Raw genomic sequence first — 22,367 nt, forward strand, 5'->3', positions numbered from 1 at the left:
GTCCTGGTTGCGGGGGCCGTCGTACCCGCTTCCGGGAGAGACAGATGAGTACCTACACAGTCGCGCAGGCGACCGCCGCGGGAGGTCCGTTCGAGATCGCCGAGCGCGAGGCGACGGAGCCGGGCCCCGGCCAGGTGGCGATCGCCGTGGAGGCGTGCGGAGTCTGCCACAGCGACAGCTTCTTCGTGGACGCGGCGCTGCCCGGCATCACGTTCCCGGTGGTTCCCGGGCACGAGATCGCCGGGCGGATCGAGCAGCTCGGCGAGGGGACGCGGGACCAGGACTGGCGGGTGGGCGACCGGGTGGCGGTGGGCTGGTTCGGCGGGAGCTGCCACCACTGCACCCCGTGCCGGCGGGGCGACTTCGTCGTGTGCCCGAATCTGAAGGTCCCCGGCTGGTCCTACGACGGCGGCTTCGCCGACCGGGTGATCGCGCCGGTCGACGCCCTGGCCCGGATCCCCGACGCGGTGGCGGCGACCGACGCCGGACCCATGGCGTGCGCGGGCGTGACCACGTTCAACGGACTGCGGCGCAGCTCCGCGCAGCCGGGTGATCTGGTGGCCGTGCTCGGCATCGGCGGCCTGGGACACCTCGGGGTGCAGTACGCGGTGGCCATGGGTTTCGAGACGGTGGCGATCGCACGCGGGGCCGACAAGGCCGACTTCGCCAAGCAGCTCGGCGCGCACCACTACGTCGACAGCACGACGGACACGCCCGTCGCCGACGCGTTGCAGTCGCTGGGCGGCGCCAGGACCGTACTGGCCACGGCCGGCAGTTCCGAGGCCACCGCGGCGACCGTCGACGGACTGTCGCCCCGCGGTGAGCTGGTGGTCATCGGTGCGGCACCCGAGCCGCTGGGGATCAGCCCGCTCCAGCTGATCACGGGCGGCCGGATCGTCCGCGGCCACCCGTCGGGCACCGCGCGGGACGTGGAGGACACCATGGCGTTCAGCGCCCTGCACGGGATCCGTCCGATGACCGAGGTCGTGCCGCTGGACCAGGCCGGTGAGGCATACCGGAAGATGCTCGCCGGTGCGGCCCGGTTCCGCATGGTGCTCACGACCGGATGACCGACCGGCCCACCAACCTGACGGAACGTCCGGACGAGAGGGCCTAGCTGTCGTCCTCGCTCTCGGTCAGGCGGGTGGTTCCGGGCTCCGGGAGTTCGTCCTGCTGACCCCGGATGTGCAGGACGTCGCCGATGAACAGGTCGTACACGAGGACACCGACGACCCCGCCCACGAGCGGCCCGACGATCGGGATCCACCAGTAGTGGCTGAACGACCCGGCCTGGCTGCCGGGTAGGGCCAGGTCTCCCCACCCGGCGAAGTACGTGAGAAGACGCGGTCCGAAGTCACGGGCCGGGTTGATGGCGTACCCGGCGTTCGCTCCGTAGGAGAAGCCGACGGCGGCCACCACGAAGCCGATGACCAGCGGGCCCAGGTTGGCCATCACGGCGGTGTTGCGCAGGTCGATGACCGCCACGATCAGCATGACCAGGAACGCGGTGCCGACGATCTGGTCCACGAGCGGACCCCAGGAACCGCCGTGGAAGTAGGGCGCCGGGAACGTGGCGAAGATGGAGAACGAGGCGACGGTGTGCCCGTGCGTCTTCGGGGCCTTCATCGCCTGGTCGAAGGTGTTGATCGCGTCGTGATAGACGGCGTACACCAGCGCCGCGCCGACGAAGGCGCCCACCACCTGCGAGATCCAGTACGGAATCACCTTCGCCCAGGGGAACCTGCGACGCACCGCGAACGCCAGCGTCACCGCCGGGTTGAGGTGCGCCCCGCTGACACCTCCGGCAACGTAGACGCCGAAGGCCACCGCGAAGGCCCAGCCCCAGCCGACCAGCAGCCAGTCGCCGGAGCTGACGAAGAACGTCGTGGGGCCGGCGGTGCGTCCCGAGCCGGGCAGCGCCGCGACCGCCATGGCCACCGAGCCGCATCCGAAGGCGATGAGCACCAGCGTCCCGAGGAACTCCGCCATGCATTCGCCCCAGAGCCCGCCACGGCGCCTGAGCCGTGAGGGTCTCAGCAGGGGCGGGATTTCCACGGCCATATCGGCCCCTTCGACGAACGGTCCGGCGAACGGCCCACAGACCCGCACAGGGTGGCCACGCGTCACCGCCCGGCCCCGGGCGGTGACACCTCACTGCCCAGTCTGCGCGCCGGTACTGGCCCGGGCCACTCGGCCCGGCCCGGGACAACGGCCCCGCCGTCCCCGGCACTCGGCGCGCCGGACGGGGGATTCCGCGACCCGCCGACCACCGCGCCGACCTGCCCGCGAACGTGCCGGGTCCCCCTGAAGAGTGAACCCCCATATGGGTGAGATTACTTGTCCCCGCGGCGCGAAGAGCCGAAGTACAAAGGCGCACGGAACACTCCGCCCGCCTCAACATCACCGCATCCGAGTGGCACCGCCGCAGGGAGCGAACAAGACTGTCCATGGTTTCGTGATCAGGCGAAAACGCACGGTCCCTGGAGACCGGGCACCGCCGGCCGATGGTTTTCGACCTTTTCTTCAGGGAGCTCGCATGGTGGAGAAGTCTGCCGACATCTTGATGCCCGGTCCTGACGAACCCGTGATCGCGGGGCATGCAGGCACCATCCCGGCGGCCACGGAGACCGAGCGGGAGCTCGCGGGAATCCTGGCGGGCGTCGTCCACGCCGAGCACGTCCCGCCCGACAGCCACTTCTTCGACGACCTGGGCGCCAACTCCCTGGTCATGGCACAGTTCTGCGCACGGGTCCGGAAAAGGCCGGATCTGCCGACGGTGTCCATGAAGGACATCTACCGCAACCCCACGCTCCGCGGCCTGGCCGAAGCCCTCGCGGTCAACACGCCACCGCCCGCGGACACCCCCGTACCGGCGGCCCCGACGACGCCCGCGGACACCACGCCGGCGCCGGCCCGGACGGCACCGAGCACTGTGCGCTACGTGCTGTGCGGAACGGCCCAACTGCTCATTTTCCTCGGGTATTCCCTCGTCGTCGGAGTGACCACCGCCCGGGCCTACGAGTGGATCGGCTCGGCATCGGGCTTCGTCGACATCTATCTCCGGTCGCTGGCGTTCGGGACCGGCGGTTTCATCCTCGTCTGCCTCTTCCCGGTCGCGGCGAAGTGGATTCTCGTCGGCCGCTGGAAGCCCGGCGAGTTCCCGGTGTGGAGTGCGGCCTATCTCCGCTTCTGGATCGTCAAGGTGCTCCTGCACGCGAATCCGATGATTCTCTTCACCGGTAATCCGCTGTACGTCATGTATCTGCGGGCCCTGGGCGCGCGGATCGGCAAGAACGTCACGATCCTCTCCCACTCCGTGCCGGTCTGCACCGACCTGCTCACCATCGGCGCGGACACGGTGATCCGCAAGGACACGTTCTTCCAGTGCTACCGCGCGCACGCCGGGCACATCCAGACCGGCCGGGTCGACATCGGCCGGGACGTCTTCGTCGGCGAGAAGTCCGTGATCGACATCGACACCTCGATGGGCGACGGCTCCCAGCTCGGCCACGCCTCCGCCCTGTACCAGGGCCAGCACGTGCCGGCCGGAGAGCACCGGCACGGCTCCCCGGCACAGCCCACGCCGGTCGAGCACATCAGGGTCGAACCGACCCGCTGCGGCACGCTGCGGCGGGCCGTCTTCGGGGTGACCTCCCTGCTCCAGCTGTTCCTGCTGTACCTGCCGCTCACCGTCGGCGGTGTCTACATCGTGTTCGCGGCGGTGCCGGCCCTGCAGGGCCGGCTGGACGCGGGCACGACCCTGTCCACGGTTCCCGAGTTCCTCACCGACACCCTGGCCGTGTCCGCCGTGGTGTTCTTCGGCGGGGTCGTGGTGGGTCCGGCCCTGCTGTTCACGGTGCCGCGGCTACTGAGCCTGGCCGTCAAGCCCGACCGGGTCTACCCGCTCTACGGCTTCCACTACGCGATGCACCGGGCGGTGGCGGGCCTGACCAACCTCAAGTTCTTCCCCTGGCTCTTCGGGGACAGCTCCTACATCGTCTTCTACCTGCGCCGACTCGGATACGACCTGTCCCGGGTGGAACAGACCGGCTCGAACTTCGGCACCGAGGTGCAGCACGAGACACCGTTCCTGGTGTCCGTCGGCAGCGGGACGATGGTGGCCGACGGGCTCTCCCTGCTCAACGCCGAGTACTCCAGCACGTCCTTCAAGGTGAGCCGGACGTCGATCGGCGCGCACAACTTCCTCGGCAACAACATCGCCTTCCCGGCGGGGGCCAGGACGGGCGACAACTGCCTGCTCGCGACGAAGGTGATGATCCCCCTCGACGGCGAGCTGCGCGAAGGGGTCGGGCTGCTCGGTTCACCGTGCTTCGAGATCCCCCGTTCGGTGGAGCGGGACACCCGCTTCGACCACCTCAGGACGGGCGACTCCCTGCGCCGCAGCCTCGCCGCGAAGAACCGCTACAACCTCCGCTCCATGGCGCTGTTCCTGCTGCTGCGCTGGGTGCTGGCCGCCGTGCTCACCGGGCTCGGCCTGGCCTGCGTCGACCTGTACGGCACGCTGGGCCACGTGGTGATCGCCGGCTACCTGGCCCTCACCCTCGCCGTAACGGCCGGCTACTTCATCCTGGTGGAGCGGGTCATCACCTCCTTCCGGCCCCTGAGCCCCCGCCTGTGCTCCATCTACGACCCGTACTTCTGGTGGCACGAGCGGCTGTGGAAGGTGCCGGACAAGTGGCTCGAGCTGTTCAACGGGACGCCGTTCAAGAGCCTGGTCTGGCGCCTGATGGGCGTCCGCATCGGTCGCAGGGTCTACGACGACGGCTGCTACATCACGGAGCGGACGCTCGCCGTCATCGGGGACGACTGCACGCTGAACGCGGGCAGCAAGATCCAGTGCCACTCGCAGGAGGACGGCACCTTCAAGTCGGACCGCATCACGCTCGGCTCCGGCTGCACGCTCGGGGTCGGCGCGCACGTGCACTACGGCGTGACGCTCGGCGACGGGGCCGTACTGGCGCCCGATTCCTTCCTCATGAAAGGCGAGGAAGTCCCCGCGAAGGCGGAGTGGGGCGGAAACCCCGCCGCGCCGACGGCGAAGTGAGGAAGGGCCATTCCATGGGAGCGCTCGTAGCAGCGGACAGGGACTTCTGGGGCGAGGTGCTGACCGCCGGCGGCTTCACCGCCGTTCCGCGGTGGACATGCGAGCCGGTGGCCGGCGAGGCCGAGCACGAGCAGACCGTGCCGGCCGCCACGGCGCGGGCGGTGCGCACCCTGGCGGCGGAGCTGGGAGTGCCGTCCAGCGCGGTGCTGCTGGCCGCGCACGCCAAGGTGCTGGCCGCGCTGTCCGGTGAGCCGGACGTGGTGACGGGCTGGGTCACGGGCCGCGGCGCCGTACCGCTGCCCTGCCGGCTGGCCGTCGCGCCGGCGTCCTGGCGCCGGCTGGTGCTCGACGCCCACCGTGCCGCGGCGGACCTGCTCGCACACCGGGACTTCCCCGTCGACGAGCTGCGCCGGGAACTCGGGCTCCCGGGACCGTCGTTCGAGACCGTCTTCGACCCGGCGGACACCGGGGGCGGCACCCTGCCCGCCGAGGCGGTGCTGCGGGTGGCCTTCGGCGAGCGGGACGGGCTGCCGACGGCACGGCTGCGGTACCGCACGGACGCGCTGGACGCCGGGGCCGCGGCCCGGGTCTGCGGCTACCACCTGACCGCGCTGCGGCTCATGACCGCCGACGTGGACGCCGAGCACTCGCGGCAGAGCCTGGTGTCACCGGAGGAGAAACGCGACCAGTTGGAGGGCCTGGCCGGGCCCCACCGGGAACTGCCGGCCGCACGGGCGCACGAGCTGTTCGAGGAGCGCGTACGCGCCCACCCCGAGGCGGTGGCGGCGGTGCACGGCGACCGCTCGTGGACGTACGGGGAACTGAACGCGCGGGCCAACCGGCTGGCCCGGGCGCTGCTGGCGCGCGGGCTGAGCCGTGAGGACGTGGTGGCCGTGGTCACCGAGCGCACGCTCGACTGGCTGGCGGCGGTGCTGGCGGTGTTCAAGGCCGGCGGCGCCTACCTGCCGATCGAGCCGCACTTCCCGGCCGGGCGCATCGAGGCGACGCTCGCGCGGGCCGGCTGCCGGCTGGTGCTGACCGAACCGGGCAGCACCGCCACCCTGGACGCCGCGCTGGCCGCGCTGCCGCCGGGAACCGAGAAGGTGCTGATCGAAACGGCGTACGCGGAGCGGCACGCGGACGACGACCTCGGAGTGGAGGTCGCCCCCGGCCAGTTGGCGTACATCTACTTCACCTCCGGCTCCACCGGCGAGCCCAAGGGTGCGATGTGCGAGCACGCGGGCATGCTCAACCACCTGTACGCCAAGATCGACGATCTGGGGATCGGACCCGGGCGGGTGGTGGCGCAGACGGCTCCGCAGTGCTTCGACATCTCGCTGTGGCAGTTGCTGGCCGCGCTGCTGGTGGGCGGGCGGACCCTGCTGGTCGAGCAGGACGCCGTCGTGGACGTGGAGCGGTTCGTCGACACGCTCGTGCGGGGCCGGGTCGCCGTGGCGCAGGTCGTGCCCTCCTATCTGGAGGTGGTGGCCTCGTACCTGGAGCGGCATCCCCGCGAACTGCCCGACCTCGTCTGCGTGTCGGTGACGGGCGAGGCGCTGAAGCGGGAGCTCGTCCAGCGCTGGTTCGCCCTCCAGCCGGGCATCAGGCTGGTCAACGCCTACGGCCTGACCGAGACGTCGGACGACACCAACCACGAGGTCATGGACGCGGTCCCGGACCGGGTCCTGCTGGGACGGCCGGTCAACAACGTGCGCGTCCACGTCGTCGACGAGAACCTCTCGCCGGTGCCGCTCGGCGCCCCCGGGCTGATCGCGTTCTCCGGCGTGTGCGTGGGACGCGGATACGTCAACGATCCCGAGCGGACCCGCGAGGCCTACCGCGAGGACCCGCACCGGCCGGGCGAGCGGCTGTACCTGGCGGGCGACTGGGGGCGCTGGCATCCCGGCGGGAAGCTGGAGTTCCTCGGCCGCCGGGACAGCCAGGTCAAGATCCGCGGGTTCCGCATCGAGATCGGGGAGATCGAGAACACCCTGCTGCGCGTTCCGGGGGTCCGGGACGGCGCGGTGGTCGTCGCCGAACTCGCGGGCGGCAGCACGCACCTGATCGCCTTCCACACCGGACGGCGGCTCGAGCCGGAGGAGTTGCGCGAGGCGCTCGGTGCCGCGCTCCCCGCGTACATGGTCCCCTCGGCCTTCCACTGGCAGGACGGGCTGCCGCTGACCGGCAACGGGAAGATCGACCGCAAGGCGCTGACCGCGCTGGCCGAACGGAGCGCGCCGGCGCCGGAGCAGGCCGGTTCAGGGAAGCCCGACGACGCCCCACGCACCCCGGCCGAGCAGCGGCTGGCGGATGCCTGGGCGGAACTGCTGGGGGTGCCCCCGCAGGCGATCGGCCGGCGGGACCACTTCTTCGACCTCGGCGGCACCTCCCTGTCGGCCGTGAAGCTCACCATCGCGCTGAACCGCGAGGTGTCCCTCAAGGACATCACCCGGCACCCGGTGCTCGCCGAACTCGCCGCGTGCCTCGACGGTTGTGCCCGGCGGCGGACGGAGTTGCTCCAGCCGCTGTCGGAGGCCGGGACAGAGGCCTCCGCGGCGTACGTGCTGGTGTGCTTCCCCCACGCGGGCGGCAACGCGGTCAACTTCCAGCCACTGGCGAGCGCCCTGGCCACCAGCGGTGTGGCCGTCCACGCGGTGGACCTGCCCGGCCACGACCTGGCCGCGGGCGAGGAGCCGTTCGCCGCGCTGGAGCAGGTGGTGGAGCGGGTCGCCGCCGAGATCGCCGGGCGCGGTCCGCGGCGGGTCATGCTGTGGGGCCACTCCTCCGGCACCGCGCCCGCCCTGCTGACCGCCCGCAGGCTCGCCGGGCTCGGGGTGGAGGTGACACGGGTGTTCCTCGGCGCGCAACTGCTCGGCACGGCCGCCGAACGACGCGCCGCCATCGCCGAGTTGACGATGCGCAGCGACGCCGAGATCGCCGCCCGGCTCGGTGCGGACGGCGGCTACCTGGAGCTCGGCGAGCTGAACGCGGAGCACGCACAGCGCGTCGGGGCCGCCTACCGGCACGACTGCGTGTCGGCGCACCGCTGCTTCGCCGAGGCCCTGGACGGCACCGCGGCGGTGAGAGTGGCCGCTCCGGTCACCGTGGTCGTCGCCGCCGACGACCCGAGCACCGCGGGTTTCCGGGACCACTGGCGGGACTGGGAGTTCCTGGCCGAGCAGGTGGAGCTGCGTGAACTCACCGACGGCGGCCACTACTTCCCCCGCACCCGTCCGGCCGCCGCGGCGGCGGCCGTTCTGGACGCCGCCGAACTGCTGGCCCCCTCCTGAACACCGCTGAGGTCCGCCCTGGCCTCGTTGGTGACGAACGAAAGGAAACCGAGATGTCGTTCTCGTCCCCGGCTTCGGTACTGGAGGTGGAGCTGCGACCGGGTAGACCGCCCGTCCTGAGCGTCGAGCCCCCTGCGGACGCGACCGGATGGGCGGCCGAGCACCGCGAGGCACTGCGGGCACGGGTCGCGGAGCACGGAGCGCTGCTCGTGCGCGGCCTGAAACTGCGGGAGCCGGAGCAGATCTCCTCCGTCTTCACGGTCCTGGCCGGCCCCCTGATGCCGGAACGGGAGGCCTTCGCCCCCCGCGAGTCCTACGGAGCCGGCCTGTACTCCTCGACCGCCTGGCCCGCCAACCAGCCCATGTGCATGCACCACGAGCTGAGTTATGCGCTGAAGGTGCCCGGGTTGATGCTCTTCGCGTGCCCGACCGCGCCGGCCGAGGGCGGGGCGACCGCGGTGGCCGACGCGGAGGCCGTGCTCGGCGCGCTGCCCGCTGAGCTGACCGAGCGCTTCGAGCGCGAGGGCTGGCTGCTCACCCGCAGCTACAACGACGAGATCGGGGCGTCCCTGGCGGAGTCGTTCGGGACCGAAGACCGCGAGACCGTCGAGAACTACTGCCGCGCCCACGCCATCGACTTCGCCTGGCAGCCCGACGGCGGCCTGCGCACCCGGCAGCGGCGCTGCGCCGTGGTCCGGCACCCGGTCACCGGCCGGCGCTGCTGGTTCAACCAGATCGCCTTCCTCAACGAGTGGACGCTGGCCCCGGAGGTGCGCGAGTACCTGGTGGACGAGTACGGCCCGGACGGGCTCCCGTTCAACACCCGCTTCGGCGACGGGGCACCGATCGGCGAGGACGTCGTCCAGCTGCTCAACGAGACCTACGAGGCGCAGACCCTGCGCGAGCCCTGGCAGTCCGGCGACCTGATGCTGGTCGACAACATCCGCACCGCGCACAGCAGGGAGGCCTTCAGCGGTGACCGGCAGGTGCTGGTCGCCATGGCCGAGCCCCAGCGCCTGGCCGAGTACGGCCCGACTCCGAAGGGAAGCCGGCGATGACCTCCGTCACCTCCCCCGCCACCGATCCGACCGCCTCCCGATCGGCCCCGGTGCCGACCTTCGCCGTGATCTCCGGCGCCCAGGTGCGGCAAGCGCTCGAGGGGCGCGAGAAGGAGCTCACGGAACTGGTCGAGGCGACCTACCGGCTGCACGGCTCCGGCAGCACGGTGAACCCGCCCTCGTACTTCCTGCGCTTCCCCGACCGTCCCACGGCGCGGATCATCGCGCTGCCGGCCTCCGTCGGCGGGCCGGTGGGCGTGGACGGACTGAAGTGGATCTCCAGCTTCCCGGCCAACGTCGGTTCCGGTCTGCCCCGGGCCTCGGCGGTCCTGGTCCTCAACGACCACGACACCGGCTACCCCTTCGCCTGCCTGGAGAGCTCCATCATCAGCGCCACCAGGACCGCCGCGTCCGCGGCGCTGGCCGCCGACTGGCTCACCCGCAACCGGCCCCGCCCCACCCGGGTCGGCTTCTTCGGCACCGGCCTGATCGCGCGTTACATCCACGCCTTCCTGGCCGGCACCGGATTCGGCTTCGGCAGCGTCGGCGTGTACGACGTGTCCGCCGACAGCGCCGCCGGGTTCTGCGGCTACCTGCGCCGGACCGGCGCGGCCGGTCACACCCCGGAGATCACCGTCCACGAGAGCCCCGAGGACCTGATCCGCTCCAGCGACCTGGTGGTCTTCGCGACGATCGCCGGCGAGCCGCACGTCACCGACCCGTCCTGGTTCACCCACCATCCGGTCGTCCTGCACGTGTCGTTGCGCGATCTCGCCCCCCAGGTGCTGCTCTCGGCGGCCAACTTCGTCGACGACGTCGAGCACTGCCTCAAGGCCGGCACCTCGCCGCACCTGACCGAGCAGCTCACCGGCGGCCGGGACTTCCTGCACGGGACCCTCGACGACGTCATGACCGGGCGGGTGGACCCGCCCACCGACCGGCCGGTGATCTTCTCGCCGTTCGGCCTGGGGGTCCTCGACCTCGCCGTCGGCAAGTACGTCTACGAGGAGGTGGCCCGCGCCGGAAACCTGCACGTCATCGACGACTTCTTCCATGAGCTGCACCGGTACGGCTGAAAGTTCCTTCCCTCGGCCCAGGCATCAGGAGGCCAGCGTGCCCGTCATCTCAGCCCCCCACGCCTTCAACGAAGGCCAACTCTATGTTGATCTCCGGTCGATCTTCGGGCGCTCGCTCTACCTGAAGTGCGAGGGTTTCAACTTCGCCGGCTCGATCAAGATGAAGGCCGCGACAGAGATGGTGGAGGCCGCGGAACGGGACGGCCTCCTGACGCCCCGCTCGATCCTCATCGAGTCCTCGTCGGGAAACCTCGGTGTGGCGCTCAGCATGATCGCCGCCAGCAAGGGCTACCGGTTCCTGTGCGTGACGGACTCGCGCTGCAACCTGTCGGCCCGGCTGCTGATGGAGGCGCTGGGCAGCGAGGTGCACGTCATCGCCGACCAGGACGCCAACGGAGGGTTCCTCGGCGCACGGCTCGACTACGTCCGCGCGCTGTGTGCCTCCGACGACCAGTACGTCTGGCTGAGCCAGTACACCAACCCGAACAACTGGGGGGCCCACTACCGCAAGACCGCGCCGGAGATCGCGCGTCAGTTCCCCCGTCTCGACGTGCTGTTCGTCGGCTCGGGCACCACCGGCACACTGATGGGCTGCGCCCGCTTCTTCCGCGACTGGCACCGGCCGGTGCGGATCGTCGCGGTGGACACCGTCGGCTCGGTGGCCTTCGGCGGCAAGCCGGGCCGGCGGATGATCCCCGGACTGGGCATGAGCATCCGCCCGCCGCTGCTCGACGAGTCCTTCGTCGACGAGGTGGTCCGGGTCGAGGAGGCGGACACCATTCGTGCCTGCCACCGGCTGGCCCGGCGCGGCTTCCTGTTCGGCGGTTCCACCGGGACGGTGGTCAGCGGCGCGATGGAGTGGCTGTCGCGCAACGACACACGCGAACTGACCGCCGTGGCCATCGCCCCGGACCTCGGAGAGCGCTACCTCGACACGATCTACCAGTCCTCCTGGCTGGAGGACCTGTACGGCGACGCGGTCCTCGGCGACCTGCACGGCCAGGAGGAGTCCGACACCGAGGAGGTCCCCGCCGGCTCCCTGGCCGTCGACCCGCGCTCCCGCCGGCAGCGCGGGCCCCGCGACCCGTAGGGCCTCTCGTTCGGATCACGCCGGGCTCACGGGCCCTGGCACCGCTCCCCCAAGCTCTTCGAGCATCCCGCCGCGCGGACGGGACCGCGCGGCGCACGGCCGGCCCGCGGTCCCCTCCTGAAGCCCGGCGCCGGTCAGCTCGCCGCGCCGCGCAGTTCGGACAACGTGGCCGCGGTCAGCGGCCGGGGCTCGCTGCCGGCGTCGACCAGGACCACCGTGCAGGTGGCGGCATGGGTCAGGGCCGCGGTGAAACTGCCGTCGGCGAACTGGGCGAGCGCGCCGCGCGGCGAACGGCCCACCGCCACGGCACGCGCGCCCACCTCGGCGGCGTGCCGGGCCAGGGCGCGGCCGGCCGCCGCGTGGTCGCCGACGCTGCCGAGGATCTGGCCCCGCGCGACGACGCCCTGGGCGGCGAGGCGGTCGAGGTGGCCGGTGACGGTGGCACGCGCCTGCGCGAAGTCCTCGGCGTCGGCCGCCTGTTCCTCGACGACGGCGGTCTGCTGGACGTGCACGACCTCCAGGGGGCTGCCGGTGTCCCGGGCGAGCCGTGCCGCGGCGTCGACGATCACGGCGGCCCCTTCGTGGGCGCCGACGGCGACGACCACGGGCGGCGTGGCGGTGGACGGCACGGTGCCGACGGGCGTGAACGTCGGCGTGACGGGTTCCCCTTCGGCGGTGTTCGTCTCGGCCTGTCGCAGCAGCCGGTGGCCGCAGGCCAGCACCGGAATGGCGAGGAGGAAGGTCGCGGCGCCGAGGTAGAACGGGACGCTGAGGTCGGTGGCGTCGGCGAGCTTGCCGGCGACGTAGGGGGCCAGGCCGCCGCCGATGAAGCGCAGGAAGCCGTACGCCGAGGAGGCGACGGGCCGCTCGACCGGGGAGACGAGCATGACGGCCTGGGTGGTCAGGGTGTTGTTGATGCCGATGAACGCGCCGCTGACGACGACCGCCACGATGACCACGGTCGGGGTGGCGACGCCGGCGGCTATGACGGCCATCACGATGCTCAGGCCGACCAGGTTGGCGTAGAGCACGGGGGCGGTGCCGTAGCGAGCCTGGAGGCGCGGGGCGAAGAAGACGCTGAAGGCGGCCACGAGCAGGCCCCAGCCGGTGAAGACCAGCCCGAGCTGGTGGGCGTCCAGCTCCATCGGGTACGGCGCGTAGCCGAGCATGGTGAAGAAGCCCCAGTTGTAGAGCAGGGCCATGATGCCCATGGTCAGCAGGCCGCGGTGGCGCAGCGCCTTGAGGGGGGCCAGCGGCGAGGTGCGGCGTGCGGGCTTCGGCAGGTTCGGGACGAAGGCCAGGGTGGCCACGAGCGCGATGGCCATGAGGACGGCGACGCCGAAGAAGGGGCCGCGCCAGCTGATGGAGCCCAGTTCGCCGCCGAGCAGCGGGCCCACGGCGATGCCGAGGCCGAGCGCGGTCTCGTAGAGGATGATCGCGCCGCCGAAGCCGCCACTGGCGGAGGCGACGATGACGGCCAGCGAGGTGGCGATGAACAGGGCGTTGCCCAGTCCCCAGCCGGCGCGGAAGCCGACGATGCCGTCGATGGAGCCCGATGTGCCGGCCAGGGCGGAGAAGACGACGATGACGGCCAGGCCGGTGACGAGGGTGCGCTTGGCCCCGAAGCGGCTGGAGAACCAGCCGACGATCAGCATCGCGACCGCGGTGACGATCAGGTAGCTGCTGAACAGCAGGGAGACCTGGCTGGGCGTGGCGTGCAGGTTCTTGGCCAGGGCGGGCAGGATCGGGTCGACCAGGCCGATGCCCATGAACGAGATGACGCAGGCGAACGCGACCGCCCAGACGGCCTTGGGTTGTTTGAAAGGACTGGCGGCCTTTCCGTGGCCGGCGGGCTTTGCGTGCGGTGCACTCATGTGCGCCTCTCCTGTGAGATGGGCTGAGGTGGTCGGCGGTGGCGTGGGCGGGTCAGGAGCGCGCCTGGCGGTCCTCGATGACGCGGGCCAGGGCCGGCAGCGCGACACGCACCGCGCGCTGTTCGACCTCGGGCAGCTCCTCGACGAGCTGCTGAAGTGCCCGGGCGCGTTCGGCGCGGCGCCGGCGGAAGAGCTCCAGCCCCGCGTCGGTGACCTCGACCAGCACGCCCCGCCCGTCGCTGTGGTCCGCGGTGCGCCGCACCAGGCCCGCACGCTCCAGCCGGGTCACGAGCTGGGTCATGTTGGGCTGGGACACGCTTTCCGCCCGCGCCAGCTCGGTCAGCCGGTACGGACCCTCGCGGCCCAGCCGGGACAGTGCCGAGGAGGCGGCGGTACTCAGTCCGCCGGCGGTCGCGCTGCGTCGCACGTAGCGGACCATCTGCTCGACGGCGATCATCAGGTCCTCGGGCGACGCCTCGGGGTCCACTGGGTCCATAACCCGCTTATGCATAAGTGCATTATGCACTTAGCTGTAGGGCGAAACAAGATTCCACGGTTCCGTGACATCCGTCACGCCCCAACTCGCAACTAAGCGTCCGGCATAGTAGCCGCCCCTCAAGTGACATATGGGATATGTCCGCCTTCGTGCAGGCGGCGCGCCGCAGTGGCGCGCCGACGCTTCACTCCCCCGCCGTCGGCGCTCGTTCCGTGCCTTTCAGCACTCCTGACCGGGCGTCAGGAGTGCTGATACCGGGAGGAGGCGGGAACAGCACGTTCACATTCGCTTTCGCAAGGACTTCGCGAAACTACGAGGTGAGGTAGTACCGAGGACCCTTTGCGCCCTTTGCGGAGCCGTCCCAAGAATGACGACCCCCACCCCGAGCGAGGTCACGCATGGGCACGCACCGCAAGAAGCAGCACTACCGGCGCATAGTCGTCGCCGCCGTCGCCGTGGGCGCCGTCGCCGTCCCTTCCACCGCACTGGCCTGCACCGGCAGTCCCGCCGCCCCCGGAGGCAGCCCCTCCTTCGGCGCCGGGAACCAGCCGGGCGGGTCCGGTGGATCCCAGCCGGGTGGACCCGGCTGGGCCTGGCACGGCCACCCCTTCTCCCCGATCAGCCCCGCTTCCCCGGCGCCCCCGGCCGAGCCGTCCGCTCCCGCCGAACCGAGCGCACCGGACGCCGGAGCACCCGCCCAGCCGAGCGCGCCGGACGCCGGGGCGCCCGCCCAACCGAGCGCGTCCGAGGACGCCAGCACGTCGTCCGGGGCCACGGACCGCATCGTGGAACTGGTCAACTCCGAGCGCGCCAAGGTCGGTTGCTCGGCCCTGACCGTGAACGACAAGCTGGCCAAGGCCGCCCAGGCACACAGCGACGACATGGCGGCTCAGCAGAACATGTCGCACACCGGGTCCGACGGGTCCAACCCGGGCGACCGGATCACGCAGGCCGGCTACACCTGGCAGAGCTACGGCGAGAACGTCGCCTACGGCTATGCCACTCCGGAGCAGGTCATGGCGGGCTGGATGTCCAGCGCCGGCCACAAGGCGAACATCCTCAACTGCTCGTTCAAGGAGATCGGCGTCGGTCTCGCCCAGCCCGGCAACTACTGGACCCAGGACTTCGGAGCCGCCCGCTGACCCGTGGCGGGACAGAGGATTCCGCCCTTCGGCGGCCACGTCGTTCGGCGCGGACCGGCATTGTTCGGGCCGGACCGCGCCGGACGTGGGCACCCGGTCCCCGCCGCGGGCGGCCGCCCGTCAGCGGGCTGGCGGGTACGTCCCGCACGGGGGCACCATGGACGGTGACGGGCGATGAGGCTCGCCCTTGACCGCACGTCCGTGCCGATGGCCTCTGCGAGCACGGCCGCCGCCCGGCGGCCCGGCTGCGGAGGCGACCATGGCCCTGCCCCACCGCCGCGAGCGAACACCGGCACCACGTACCGGGCGCACCGCCACGGACCGGAGCGCTGCTCTGCGCTTCGTGCTGCTCATCGGCGTGGTGAGCATGTTCTCGGACATGACCCACGAGGGCGCTCGCGGTGTCACCGGCCCCTTCCTCGGCTCGCTCGGCGCCGGCGGCCTCAGCATCGCCCTGGTCGCGGGAGCCGGTGAACTCCTCGGCTACGCACTGCGTTTCGTGTTCGGCTGGGCCGCGGACCGCACGGGCGGGTACTGGCCGATCGCGGCGGTCGGCTACACGGTGCAGATGCTGGCCGTGCCGCTGCTGGCGGCGGCCGGCCACTGGCTGGTGGCCGCCCTGCTGATCGTCGCCGAGCGCAGCGGCCGCGCGATGCGCACCCCGGCCCGCGACGCGATGCTCGCGCACGCCACCGCCGAGCTGGGCCGCGGCCGGGTCTACGGCGTACGGGAGGCCCTCGACGCCGCCGGCGCGACGGCCGGTCCCCTCGTCATGGCCGGGGTCCTGGCCCTGCACGGCGGTTGCCGCCTCGGTTTCGCCGTGCTCGCCGTTCCGGCCGTCCTCACGCTCCTCGTCCTGGCCGGCGCGTGGCGGCGGTACCCCGATCCGGCGGGCCTGGACACCGCCGAAAGCGTGCCCGGCCGCCGGGGCACCCCGAGGGCCTTCTGGATCTACCTGGCGGGCATGGGACTGATCGCCGCCGCCTACGCCGACTACCCGCTCATCGCCTACCACTTCGGCCGGGCCCATGTCGTCGCCACCCCCTGGATTCCCGTGCTCTACGCGGGCGCCATGGCCGCCGAGTCGGTGGCCGCCCTGGTGCTCGGCCCCGCGTTCGACCGGTGGGGCGTACGCACGGTGGTGGGGGCGACCCTGCTGACGGCGTGCTTCCCGCCGCTGGTCTTCCTCGGCGGCGCGGTACCCGCGGTGATCGGTGTGGTGCTGTGGGGACTTGGGGCGGCCGTTCAGGAGTCCGTGGTCAGGGCCGCCGTCACCGGCATGGTCGGCCCGGACCGGCGGGCCTTTGCCTTCGGCCTGTTCGACACCGGCTTCGGACTGTGCTGGTTCGCCGGCAGTCTCGCCCTGGGCGCCCTCTACGACCGTTCGGTGACCGATCTGGTGGCCTTCTCGGTCGTGCTGCAACTGGCCGCCGTCCCCATGCTGCTGGCCGTGCGGCGGCCGACGAACGGCGGTGGGGCGGGCCGGCCGGGAGCTGCACCGGCGACCGGCCGCGGGCGTGCCCGGCGCGACGCCGGGTCGCGGACCTCGTCACGGTGTCGACGAGGCCCGTTCGGCGTAGGCTGGACGCGGCCACGGCGGTCCGCCGGGCACCTGACGAGCGCGCCCAGCGCGCCGGTGACGGGGCTCACCGCAACCGCGGCACGACGCCGCTGACGGTCCCTGGTCCAAGGATGCGACCAGGAGGAACGACGCCCGCGCCGACCGACCCGCGCTCCCCGTCCGTGGCTCCGCCGCCTCTACCCGCCCGGCAGGTACGGCCGGCGAGACGGCTTACGCCGTCAGGAGGACACCATGGAGTTCGACGTGATCGTGGAGATCCCCCAGGGATCCCGGAACAAGTACGAGATGGACCACGAACTGCACCGCATCCGGCTGGACCGGCTGCTGTTCACCTCCACCCAGTACCCGGCGGACTACGGCTACATCGACGGCACGCTCGGCCGTGACGGCGACCCGCTGGACGCGCTCGTGCTGACCGGCGAGCCGACGTTTCCGGGCTGCACCATCGAGTGCCGGGCGGTCGGCATGTTCGCCATGAGGGACGAACACGGCCCCGACGAGAAGGTCCTCTGCGTCCCCGCCCACGATCCGCGGTACGCGCACGTGCAGGACATCGACGACATCCCCGTGTTCGACCGGCTGGAGATCACCCACTTCTTCGAGGTGTACAAGGACCTGGAACCCGGCAAGTCCGTCGAGGGCTCGCACTGGGAGGGCCGCGAGCAGGCCTACGCGGAGATCGACGCCTCCCGTGCCCGCGCCGCCACCGCTGAGCGCAGGCCCGTCCACGGCTGAGGGGCGCTCGGGGGTCGGTCCGAGGGGAGGAGGAAGGCCATGACCGTGCGCATCACCCGGCTGCATGCCGTCGAGATCCTCGACTCCCGAGCCCGCCCCACGCTCGCCGTCACCCTCACCACGGCCGACGGGACCCGCGTCCGGGCCGGTGTCCCCGCGGGTGCGTCCACCGGCACCCGGGAGGCCGTCGAACTGCGCGACGGCGACCGGTCCCGATACGGCGGGCAGGGAGTGCTGGGGGCCGTCGGACACGTCAACGGGGAGATCGCCCAGGCCCTGACCGGCCGCGGCTTCGCCTCGGCCACCGACGTCGACCGGGCGCTGATCGAACTGGACGGCACCGGCACCAAGTCCCGGCTGGGAGCCAACGCCGTCGTCGGTGTCTCCCTGGCCGCCTGGCGCGCCGAGGCCGCCCTCGCCGGGCAGGAGGTGTGGCAGCACCTCGCCCGGGTCGCGGGCACCGCCCCACGCCTGCCGGTGCCGCATTTCAACGTCGTCAACGGCGGCGCACACGCCGCCGACGGACTCGACTTCCAGGAGTTCATGCTCGCCCCGCTCGGCGCACCCGACCTGCCCGAGGCCGTCCGCGCGGGCGCCGAGGTCTACGCGCGGCTCAAGGCCCGCCTGTCCGCCGGTGGGCACGCCACCGGCCTGGGCGACGAGGGCGGCTTCGCCCCCGCCCTCGACCGTCCCGAGGACGTCCTGCAGCTCCTCGTCGACGCCATCACGGACACCGGTCGCACACCGGGCCGCGACGGCATGGCCCTCGCCCTGGACCCCGCGGCCAGCGCGTTCCGCGACGCGGCCGACGGCCTCTACCACGTGGCGGGCGACGCGCTGACCGGCGACCGGCTCATCGACCGCTACGAGGAGATCACCGACCGCTTCCCGGTGTGGTCCCTGGAGGACGGGCTGGCCGAGGACGACTGGGACGGCTGGGTCCGCCTGACCGCACGCCTCGGCGACCGCGTGCAGGTGATGGGCGACGACATCTTCGTCACCGATCCCGCCGTCATCACCCGGGCCGTCGGCGGGAACGTCGCCAACTCCGCCCTCATCAAGGTCAACCAGATCGGCACCGTCACGGAGACCCTCGACGCCCTGCGGGTCTGCCGCGACGCCGGCTACGCGCAGATGGTCTCCCACCGCTCCGGCGAGACCGACGACGCCTTCGTCGCCGACCTCGCCGTCGGCAGCGGCTGCGGGCAGATCAAGTCCGGGGCCCCGGCGCGCGGCGAACGCGTCGCCAAGTACAACCGGCTGATCGAGATCGCCGACTCCCACCCCGCACTGCCGTTCGGCCTCGCCGCCCGCTGACCCGGGTGGACCGCCGGTGGGCAGGTCCGGGCACCCCGCTCAGCCCGAGATCCCGCCGGGATGGCGAACGCGTAGAAGACCCAGTTGCCCAAGAGCGAGCCGTTGTCGACCCGGGTGAGGACGTAACCGCCGTAGGTGGGGCCGATGATGGCGCCGATCCGGCCGACGCCGAGCGCCCATCCGAGGGCGGTGACCGTCGCTCGGCTGCCGGTCAGGCGCCGGTGGGTGCCAGGACGATGTCGAAGCGCACCTTCGACCAGGTGCCCTCGATCGGGCGGCCGTCCGGGGTGGCGGTGCCGGGGGCCTGCTGTTCGAAGTCCTTGACCAGCGACTCCTTGACGCCGAAGACGCTGTCGCATGGGAGCAGTTCGTCGCCGCGCACGAAGATGTGCGTGACGAGCCGCCGGTGGCCGTCCGCCGTGACCGTGAAGTGCAGGTGCGAGGCGCGGTACGGCGAGCGGCCGACGGCCTGGAGCATCCTGCCGACCGGCCCGTCGTGCGGGATCGGGTACGGCGTGGGGGTGATGCCCCAGAAGCTGTAGCGGCCCTGCCGGTCGGTGAAGAGGTGGGCCCGGGCGGCGGTGCGGCCGTCGTCGTACTGCACGTCGTAGAGGCCGTCCTCGTCGGCCTCCCACACCTCGACACGGGCGCCGGCCAGCGGAGCGCCGTCGGGTCCGGTGACCGTGCCCTCCACCCAGCACGGCTCCCCCGTCGCGCCGAACGCCATGTCGCCGCCGATCGCAATCCTCGGGGAGCGTCTCTAGAACTCTGTGTGTGCCTGTGGTTTCCAGGCTTTTCGGGCGCGGCGTGGCCGTCTGCGGTCGCCGTCCGGTGGTCCGAACCTCGGGTTGAGGGGGTGGACCTCGGTGGTGTGCAGGTGGTGGAAGCCGGTCCGCTCGGCGGCGCGGGTGCGTCGTCGACAGGTTCTGCGTGAGAGTCGCATCCGGCCGGATGGAAGAAGGTCTTCTTCGATCCGGTGGGGTGCGGGTCCTCCATGACCTGGCACTGGCCGGGATACGGCGGGTGTCGTGGTGTCATGCCCCGCCGGACGCTGGACTACCCCCGGGGCGGGGGTGGTGGCGGGGACCATGCGCGCATCGGGCATACGGCGGGAAGTCTCTGAGCCGGGGGTTGGGTCTGCGGTGGCGCGCCGGGTATCTCGGTGCCGGGTGCCGCTCGGCCTGCCCGGGGTTGGGCACCCCTTGCCCTTGGTGTCTTTCGGCCCGCGTGGCCGGGGCGGGGCCGTCTCCGCGCGGCGCAGTCGGCGCAGGTGGCGTGTGGTCTTCTTCGGGCGGCGGACCGAAGCCACCGTGCCCTCCACCGTGGTGCGGATGGTGCGGGCACCGGTGGCGCGTTCCGTGGTGGTGTGGGCCTGGGCGAGCAGGCCGCGGGAGACGATACGGCGGGCGGCGGCGTGATCCCGGTCCGTGGACAGCCCGCACCCCGCACAGTGCGCCCACTTCCAGCCTCGCTCGTGCAGCCGGTCGGGGGCCGGGTGGTGAGTGAGCTCGCCCAGACAGCCGGGGCACAGCTTGGAGGTGCCCCGGGCCGGGACGGTGACCACCGCGATCCCCGCCTTCGCGGCCAGGTGCCGCATCGCCTCGGCCACGGTGCCACGCACCTGCCCGGACAGCCGGGCGTTGCCCTTGCGATGTCCCTGTGCTTCGAGGGTGGCGAGGTCTTCGAGGTAGATGACGCTCGCGCCGAGCGCTACCGCCTGGTCGACGGCCCAGCGGGCGGCCGCCCGGGCCAGCGCGGCATTCAGTTGCCGGATCCGGGCACACACCCGCCCGTGCTCGACCTCCAGCGCCCGCGCCCGGTCGCGGTGTTCACCCCAGGCCAGGTGTGGGGAGCCGAGCCCGTCCGCCAGCGCCTGGTAGTGATCGCGCTTGGCAGCGAGGTACTCGCGGACGCCGCGCAGCCGGTGCAGGGCGGCGCTGATCACCGTGGCGTCGAAGACCAGGGGGCGCCCGTCGGTGACCACCCGGCGGATGGGGCCGCGTCCGGTCAGGCGGCCCAGGACGCCGGTGAGCAGGGTGTTGACGCCCCAGTCGAAACCGAGCGCCACCCGATGCCCGCTCGCCCTGGTGGCCGGGGCGGGCCGGGAGTGCGGCAGGTCGACGGCGACCCTCCCGGCCGGGGTGGGGCGCAGGGTCGGGGTGTGCAGCACCGCATCCGGCGCGATGGTACCGGGCAGCCGGATGTCGATCACGTGCCAGGCCCAGTCACGGCCCGTGGCGGGGGCGGCGCGCAGGGGGAGCTTGACCCGCAGCCGGGCGGTGGCCGCATCCACCCGGGCCAGGGTGACCTGCTGGCGGTCCATCGCGGCAAGGAGCACCTGGAGGGCCACCCGCGGCGGGCCCTCCAGTGCGCACAACCCGGCGGGCAACTTCCCGTGCTCGGCTGCGTACGCACGCACCTGGCGGGTGCGGTTGCGGATCTCCGCGCCACTCACTCCGGCAGGCAGCGCCGTCCGGAGCGCCGCCCATTCCGCATCGGTGCGCCGACTGGGATCGGCCGGCCAGGCGGCCAGGACGGCGGCCACGATACGGCGCCGGTGCAGGGCCAGGCGCAGGGTGCGCGCCGCGTACTCCTCAGCACCCCGGCGCACCCGGTCCGGGACGTACACCCCGGCCGGGGCCGTGACAGTCTGCGGCCAGTTCAGCCGGCGCATCGCCATCCAGCCCTTGGACGGGAGGTCTTCGCCCCGCTCGTCCACCCCGGCGGCCAGCAGGTCCAGGGAGCCCTCGTCCCACCGGGCGGCCACCAGAGCACCGGCGAGCTCTCGACTCAACTGCGCCAGAAAACCCACCCGTTCCAGCAAGACCCGCTGCCCGACCCGCTCGCCATTGTCCTCCAGGATGCCGCGGAAAGCGGTACATGTCGCCGTCGCCATCAACCTAGCCACGACGCTCACCCCCAACTCCGGCTCCGGGGACAGGATGCTCCATGCGACACTCGGCTTCGGCCAGAAGCCGCCGACGCGTCTCGCGTGAGCGCATCCCGTACATGCGACCGGCGAAGGTGGCCACCAGCGACATGAAATCGTCCAGCAGCTCCTCCATCCCCCCGGCCGCTCCCTTGGCATGCAACACCTCGACACAGACCCGGTGATGGGCCAGAACCTGGATCAACCAGCCCGCACCGAAGCGGGCCAGCCGATCGCCGTGAGTGACCCGCACATGAGTGAACTCACCCTGCGCGGCCCGTTTCAACATTCGGTCAAGCCCCGGCCGTGACTCCCGCAGCCCCGAGGCGCGGTCCTTGAAGACCGCGACCACCACCCCCCCCCAAGCGGATGCCCTCAGCTCGGCCTCCTGCGCGGCCGGCGACGACTCCTGCCCGCTGGTGCCCGAAACCCGCACATACCGCGCCTCACGCCGCCCGGCCACATCCGGGCAGCCGGTCAGAACGTCCAAATCCTCGCTGGAAAAGCGCCGTTCACGCCCCACCCACACCACCGGAACTCTGCCCTCGTTCGCCCACAGCCGCAGCGTGCCAGGGTGCACACCCACCCGGCGCGCAGCCACCGCCAACCGAAGAAGTTCCATGCGGAGAGAACCTACGGCCCCTGCCGCACCCATCGCCCCAAACCGGCATAAACATCACGCCATCGCAGGGAGCGGGGCGGAACTACCCACA

At 72.1% G+C, this 22,367-nt stretch carries 15 protein-coding genes, 1 pseudogene and 1 riboswitch; of the genes and pseudogenes, 10 read left to right on the top strand and 6 right to left on the bottom strand.

Annotated features, from left to right (window positions below):
* Positions 1-44: 44 nt before the first annotated feature.
* Positions 45-1,070: an alcohol dehydrogenase gene (locus ACTYVM_RS21780; RefSeq protein ID WP_445527526.1), complete on the top strand. Its 1,026-nt coding sequence runs from the start codon at positions 45-47 to the stop codon at positions 1,068-1,070.
* A 43-nt stretch (positions 1,071-1,113) separates the two neighbouring features.
* On the opposite strand, the gene ACTYVM_RS21785 is transcribed toward ACTYVM_RS21780, so the two are convergent.
* On the bottom strand, positions 1,114-2,061 hold the full coding sequence (locus ACTYVM_RS21785; protein WP_445527527.1) for an MIP/aquaporin family protein: 948 nt from the start codon (positions 2,059-2,061) through the stop codon (positions 1,114-1,116).
* A gap of 475 nt (positions 2,062-2,536) precedes the next feature.
* On the opposite strand from ACTYVM_RS21785, the gene ACTYVM_RS21790 reads away from it, so the two are divergent.
* From ACTYVM_RS21790 to sbnA, 5 genes are read left to right on the top strand one after another with little or no spacing between them, the layout of a single operon-like run.
* On the top strand, positions 2,537-5,065 hold the full coding sequence (locus ACTYVM_RS21790; RefSeq protein ID WP_445527528.1) for a Pls/PosA family non-ribosomal peptide synthetase: 2,529 nt from the start codon (positions 2,537-2,539) through the stop codon (positions 5,063-5,065).
* A 14-nt stretch (positions 5,066-5,079) separates the two neighbouring features.
* Positions 5,080-8,355, top strand: coding sequence for a non-ribosomal peptide synthetase (locus ACTYVM_RS21795; RefSeq protein ID WP_445527529.1), 3,276 nt, complete (start codon positions 5,080-5,082; stop codon positions 8,353-8,355).
* A 53-nt stretch (positions 8,356-8,408) separates the two neighbouring features.
* Positions 8,409-9,413 carry a TauD/TfdA family dioxygenase gene (locus tag ACTYVM_RS21800; RefSeq protein WP_445527530.1) on the top strand — a complete coding sequence of 335 codons (1,005 nt, stop codon included), beginning with the start codon at positions 8,409-8,411 and terminating at the stop codon, positions 9,411-9,413.
* Positions 9,410-10,489: a 2,3-diaminopropionate biosynthesis protein SbnB gene (gene sbnB / locus ACTYVM_RS21805; RefSeq protein ID WP_445527531.1), complete on the top strand. Its 1,080-nt coding sequence runs from the start codon at positions 9,410-9,412 to the stop codon at positions 10,487-10,489. The genes ACTYVM_RS21800 and sbnB overlap by 4 nt, the downstream gene beginning before the upstream one ends.
* 37 nt (positions 10,490-10,526) lie before the next feature.
* Positions 10,527-11,579: a 2,3-diaminopropionate biosynthesis protein SbnA gene (gene sbnA / locus ACTYVM_RS21810; protein WP_445527532.1), complete on the top strand. Its 1,053-nt coding sequence runs from the start codon at positions 10,527-10,529 to the stop codon at positions 11,577-11,579.
* Positions 11,580-11,713: 134 nt separating this feature from the next.
* Here the strand turns inward: sbnA and ACTYVM_RS21815 are convergent, their stop codons facing one another.
* Both ACTYVM_RS21815 and ACTYVM_RS21820 read right to left on the bottom strand, forming a co-directional pair.
* On the bottom strand, positions 11,714-13,453 hold the full coding sequence (locus ACTYVM_RS21815; RefSeq protein WP_445527533.1) for an MFS transporter: 1,740 nt from the start codon (positions 13,451-13,453) through the stop codon (positions 11,714-11,716).
* Between the two features lie 52 nt (positions 13,454-13,505).
* Positions 13,506-13,964, bottom strand: coding sequence for a MarR family winged helix-turn-helix transcriptional regulator (locus ACTYVM_RS21820; RefSeq protein WP_445527534.1), 459 nt, complete (start codon positions 13,962-13,964; stop codon positions 13,506-13,508).
* A 383-nt stretch (positions 13,965-14,347) separates the two neighbouring features.
* Here ACTYVM_RS21820 and ACTYVM_RS21825 point away from each other — a divergent pair, with 383 nt between their 5' ends.
* The 4 genes from ACTYVM_RS21825 (at position 14,348) to eno (ending at position 18,725) form a co-directional block, all read left to right on the top strand.
* The gene (locus ACTYVM_RS21825; RefSeq protein WP_445527535.1) at positions 14,348-15,091 is read left to right on the top strand and encodes a CAP domain-containing protein; all 744 of its coding nucleotides are present in this window, start codon (positions 14,348-14,350) and stop codon (positions 15,089-15,091) included.
* Positions 15,092-15,252: 161 nt separating this feature from the next.
* Positions 15,253-15,315, top strand: a riboswitch (Fluoride riboswitch).
* 35 nt (positions 15,316-15,350) lie between these two features.
* Positions 15,351-16,766: an MFS transporter gene (locus ACTYVM_RS21830; protein WP_445527536.1), complete on the top strand. Its 1,416-nt coding sequence runs from the start codon at positions 15,351-15,353 to the stop codon at positions 16,764-16,766.
* A gap of 138 nt (positions 16,767-16,904) precedes the next feature.
* Positions 16,905-17,408 carry an inorganic diphosphatase gene (locus ACTYVM_RS21835; RefSeq protein WP_445527537.1) on the top strand — a complete coding sequence of 168 codons (504 nt, stop codon included), beginning with the start codon at positions 16,905-16,907 and terminating at the stop codon, positions 17,406-17,408.
* 39 nt (positions 17,409-17,447) lie between these two features.
* Positions 17,448-18,725, top strand: coding sequence for a phosphopyruvate hydratase (gene eno, locus ACTYVM_RS21840; protein WP_445527538.1), 1,278 nt, complete (start codon positions 17,448-17,450; stop codon positions 18,723-18,725).
* A gap of 211 nt (positions 18,726-18,936) precedes the next feature.
* On the opposite strand, the pseudogene ACTYVM_RS21845 reads toward eno, so the two are convergent.
* The 3 genes and pseudogenes from ACTYVM_RS21845 to ACTYVM_RS21855 form a co-directional block, all read right to left on the bottom strand.
* Positions 18,937-19,479, bottom strand: a pseudogene (locus ACTYVM_RS21845) (dioxygenase family protein); the annotation flags it as partial.
* 6 nt (positions 19,480-19,485) lie between these two features.
* Positions 19,486-21,633 (bottom strand): zinc ribbon domain-containing protein, encoded by a 2,148-nt coding sequence (locus ACTYVM_RS21850; protein WP_445527539.1) that lies wholly within the window; start codon positions 21,631-21,633, stop codon positions 19,486-19,488.
* Positions 21,626-22,276: a recombinase family protein gene (locus ACTYVM_RS21855; protein ID WP_445527540.1), complete on the bottom strand. Its 651-nt coding sequence runs from the start codon at positions 22,274-22,276 to the stop codon at positions 21,626-21,628. The genes ACTYVM_RS21850 and ACTYVM_RS21855 overlap by 8 nt, the downstream gene beginning before the upstream one ends.
* Positions 22,277-22,367: the final 91 nt, after the last annotated feature.

The organism is Streptomyces cyslabdanicus (assembly GCF_052663305.1).

What these genes read in the sequence shown, in the direction of transcription:
- ACTYVM_RS21785 (WP_445527527.1), bottom strand. Translation starts at nt 2,061, where the DNA reads ATGGCCGTGGAAATCCCGCCCCTGCTGAGACCCTCACGGCTCAGGCGC.
- ACTYVM_RS21790 (WP_445527528.1), top strand. Translation starts at nt 2,537, where the DNA reads ATGGTGGAGAAGTCTGCCGACATCTTGATGCCCGGTCCTGACGAACCC.
- ACTYVM_RS21820 (WP_445527534.1), bottom strand. Translation starts at nt 13,964, where the DNA reads ATGCATAAGCGGGTTATGGACCCAGTGGACCCCGAGGCGTCGCCCGAG.
- ACTYVM_RS21795 (WP_445527529.1), top strand. Translation starts at nt 5,080, where the DNA reads ATGGGAGCGCTCGTAGCAGCGGACAGGGACTTCTGGGGCGAGGTGCTG.
- sbnB (WP_445527531.1), top strand. Translation starts at nt 9,410, where the DNA reads ATGACCTCCGTCACCTCCCCCGCCACCGATCCGACCGCCTCCCGATCG.
- ACTYVM_RS21855 (WP_445527540.1), bottom strand. Translation starts at nt 22,276, where the DNA reads ATGGAACTTCTTCGGTTGGCGGTGGCTGCGCGCCGGGTGGGTGTGCAC.
- eno (WP_445527538.1), top strand. Translation starts at nt 17,448, where the DNA reads ATGACCGTGCGCATCACCCGGCTGCATGCCGTCGAGATCCTCGACTCC.
- ACTYVM_RS21830 (WP_445527536.1), top strand. Translation starts at nt 15,351, where the DNA reads ATGGCCCTGCCCCACCGCCGCGAGCGAACACCGGCACCACGTACCGGG.
- ACTYVM_RS21825 (WP_445527535.1), top strand. Translation starts at nt 14,348, where the DNA reads ATGGGCACGCACCGCAAGAAGCAGCACTACCGGCGCATAGTCGTCGCC.
- ACTYVM_RS21800 (WP_445527530.1), top strand. Translation starts at nt 8,409, where the DNA reads ATGTCGTTCTCGTCCCCGGCTTCGGTACTGGAGGTGGAGCTGCGACCG.
- ACTYVM_RS21780 (WP_445527526.1), top strand. Translation starts at nt 45, where the DNA reads ATGAGTACCTACACAGTCGCGCAGGCGACCGCCGCGGGAGGTCCGTTC.
- ACTYVM_RS21835 (WP_445527537.1), top strand. Translation starts at nt 16,905, where the DNA reads ATGGAGTTCGACGTGATCGTGGAGATCCCCCAGGGATCCCGGAACAAG.
- ACTYVM_RS21815 (WP_445527533.1), bottom strand. Translation starts at nt 13,453, where the DNA reads ATGAGTGCACCGCACGCAAAGCCCGCCGGCCACGGAAAGGCCGCCAGT.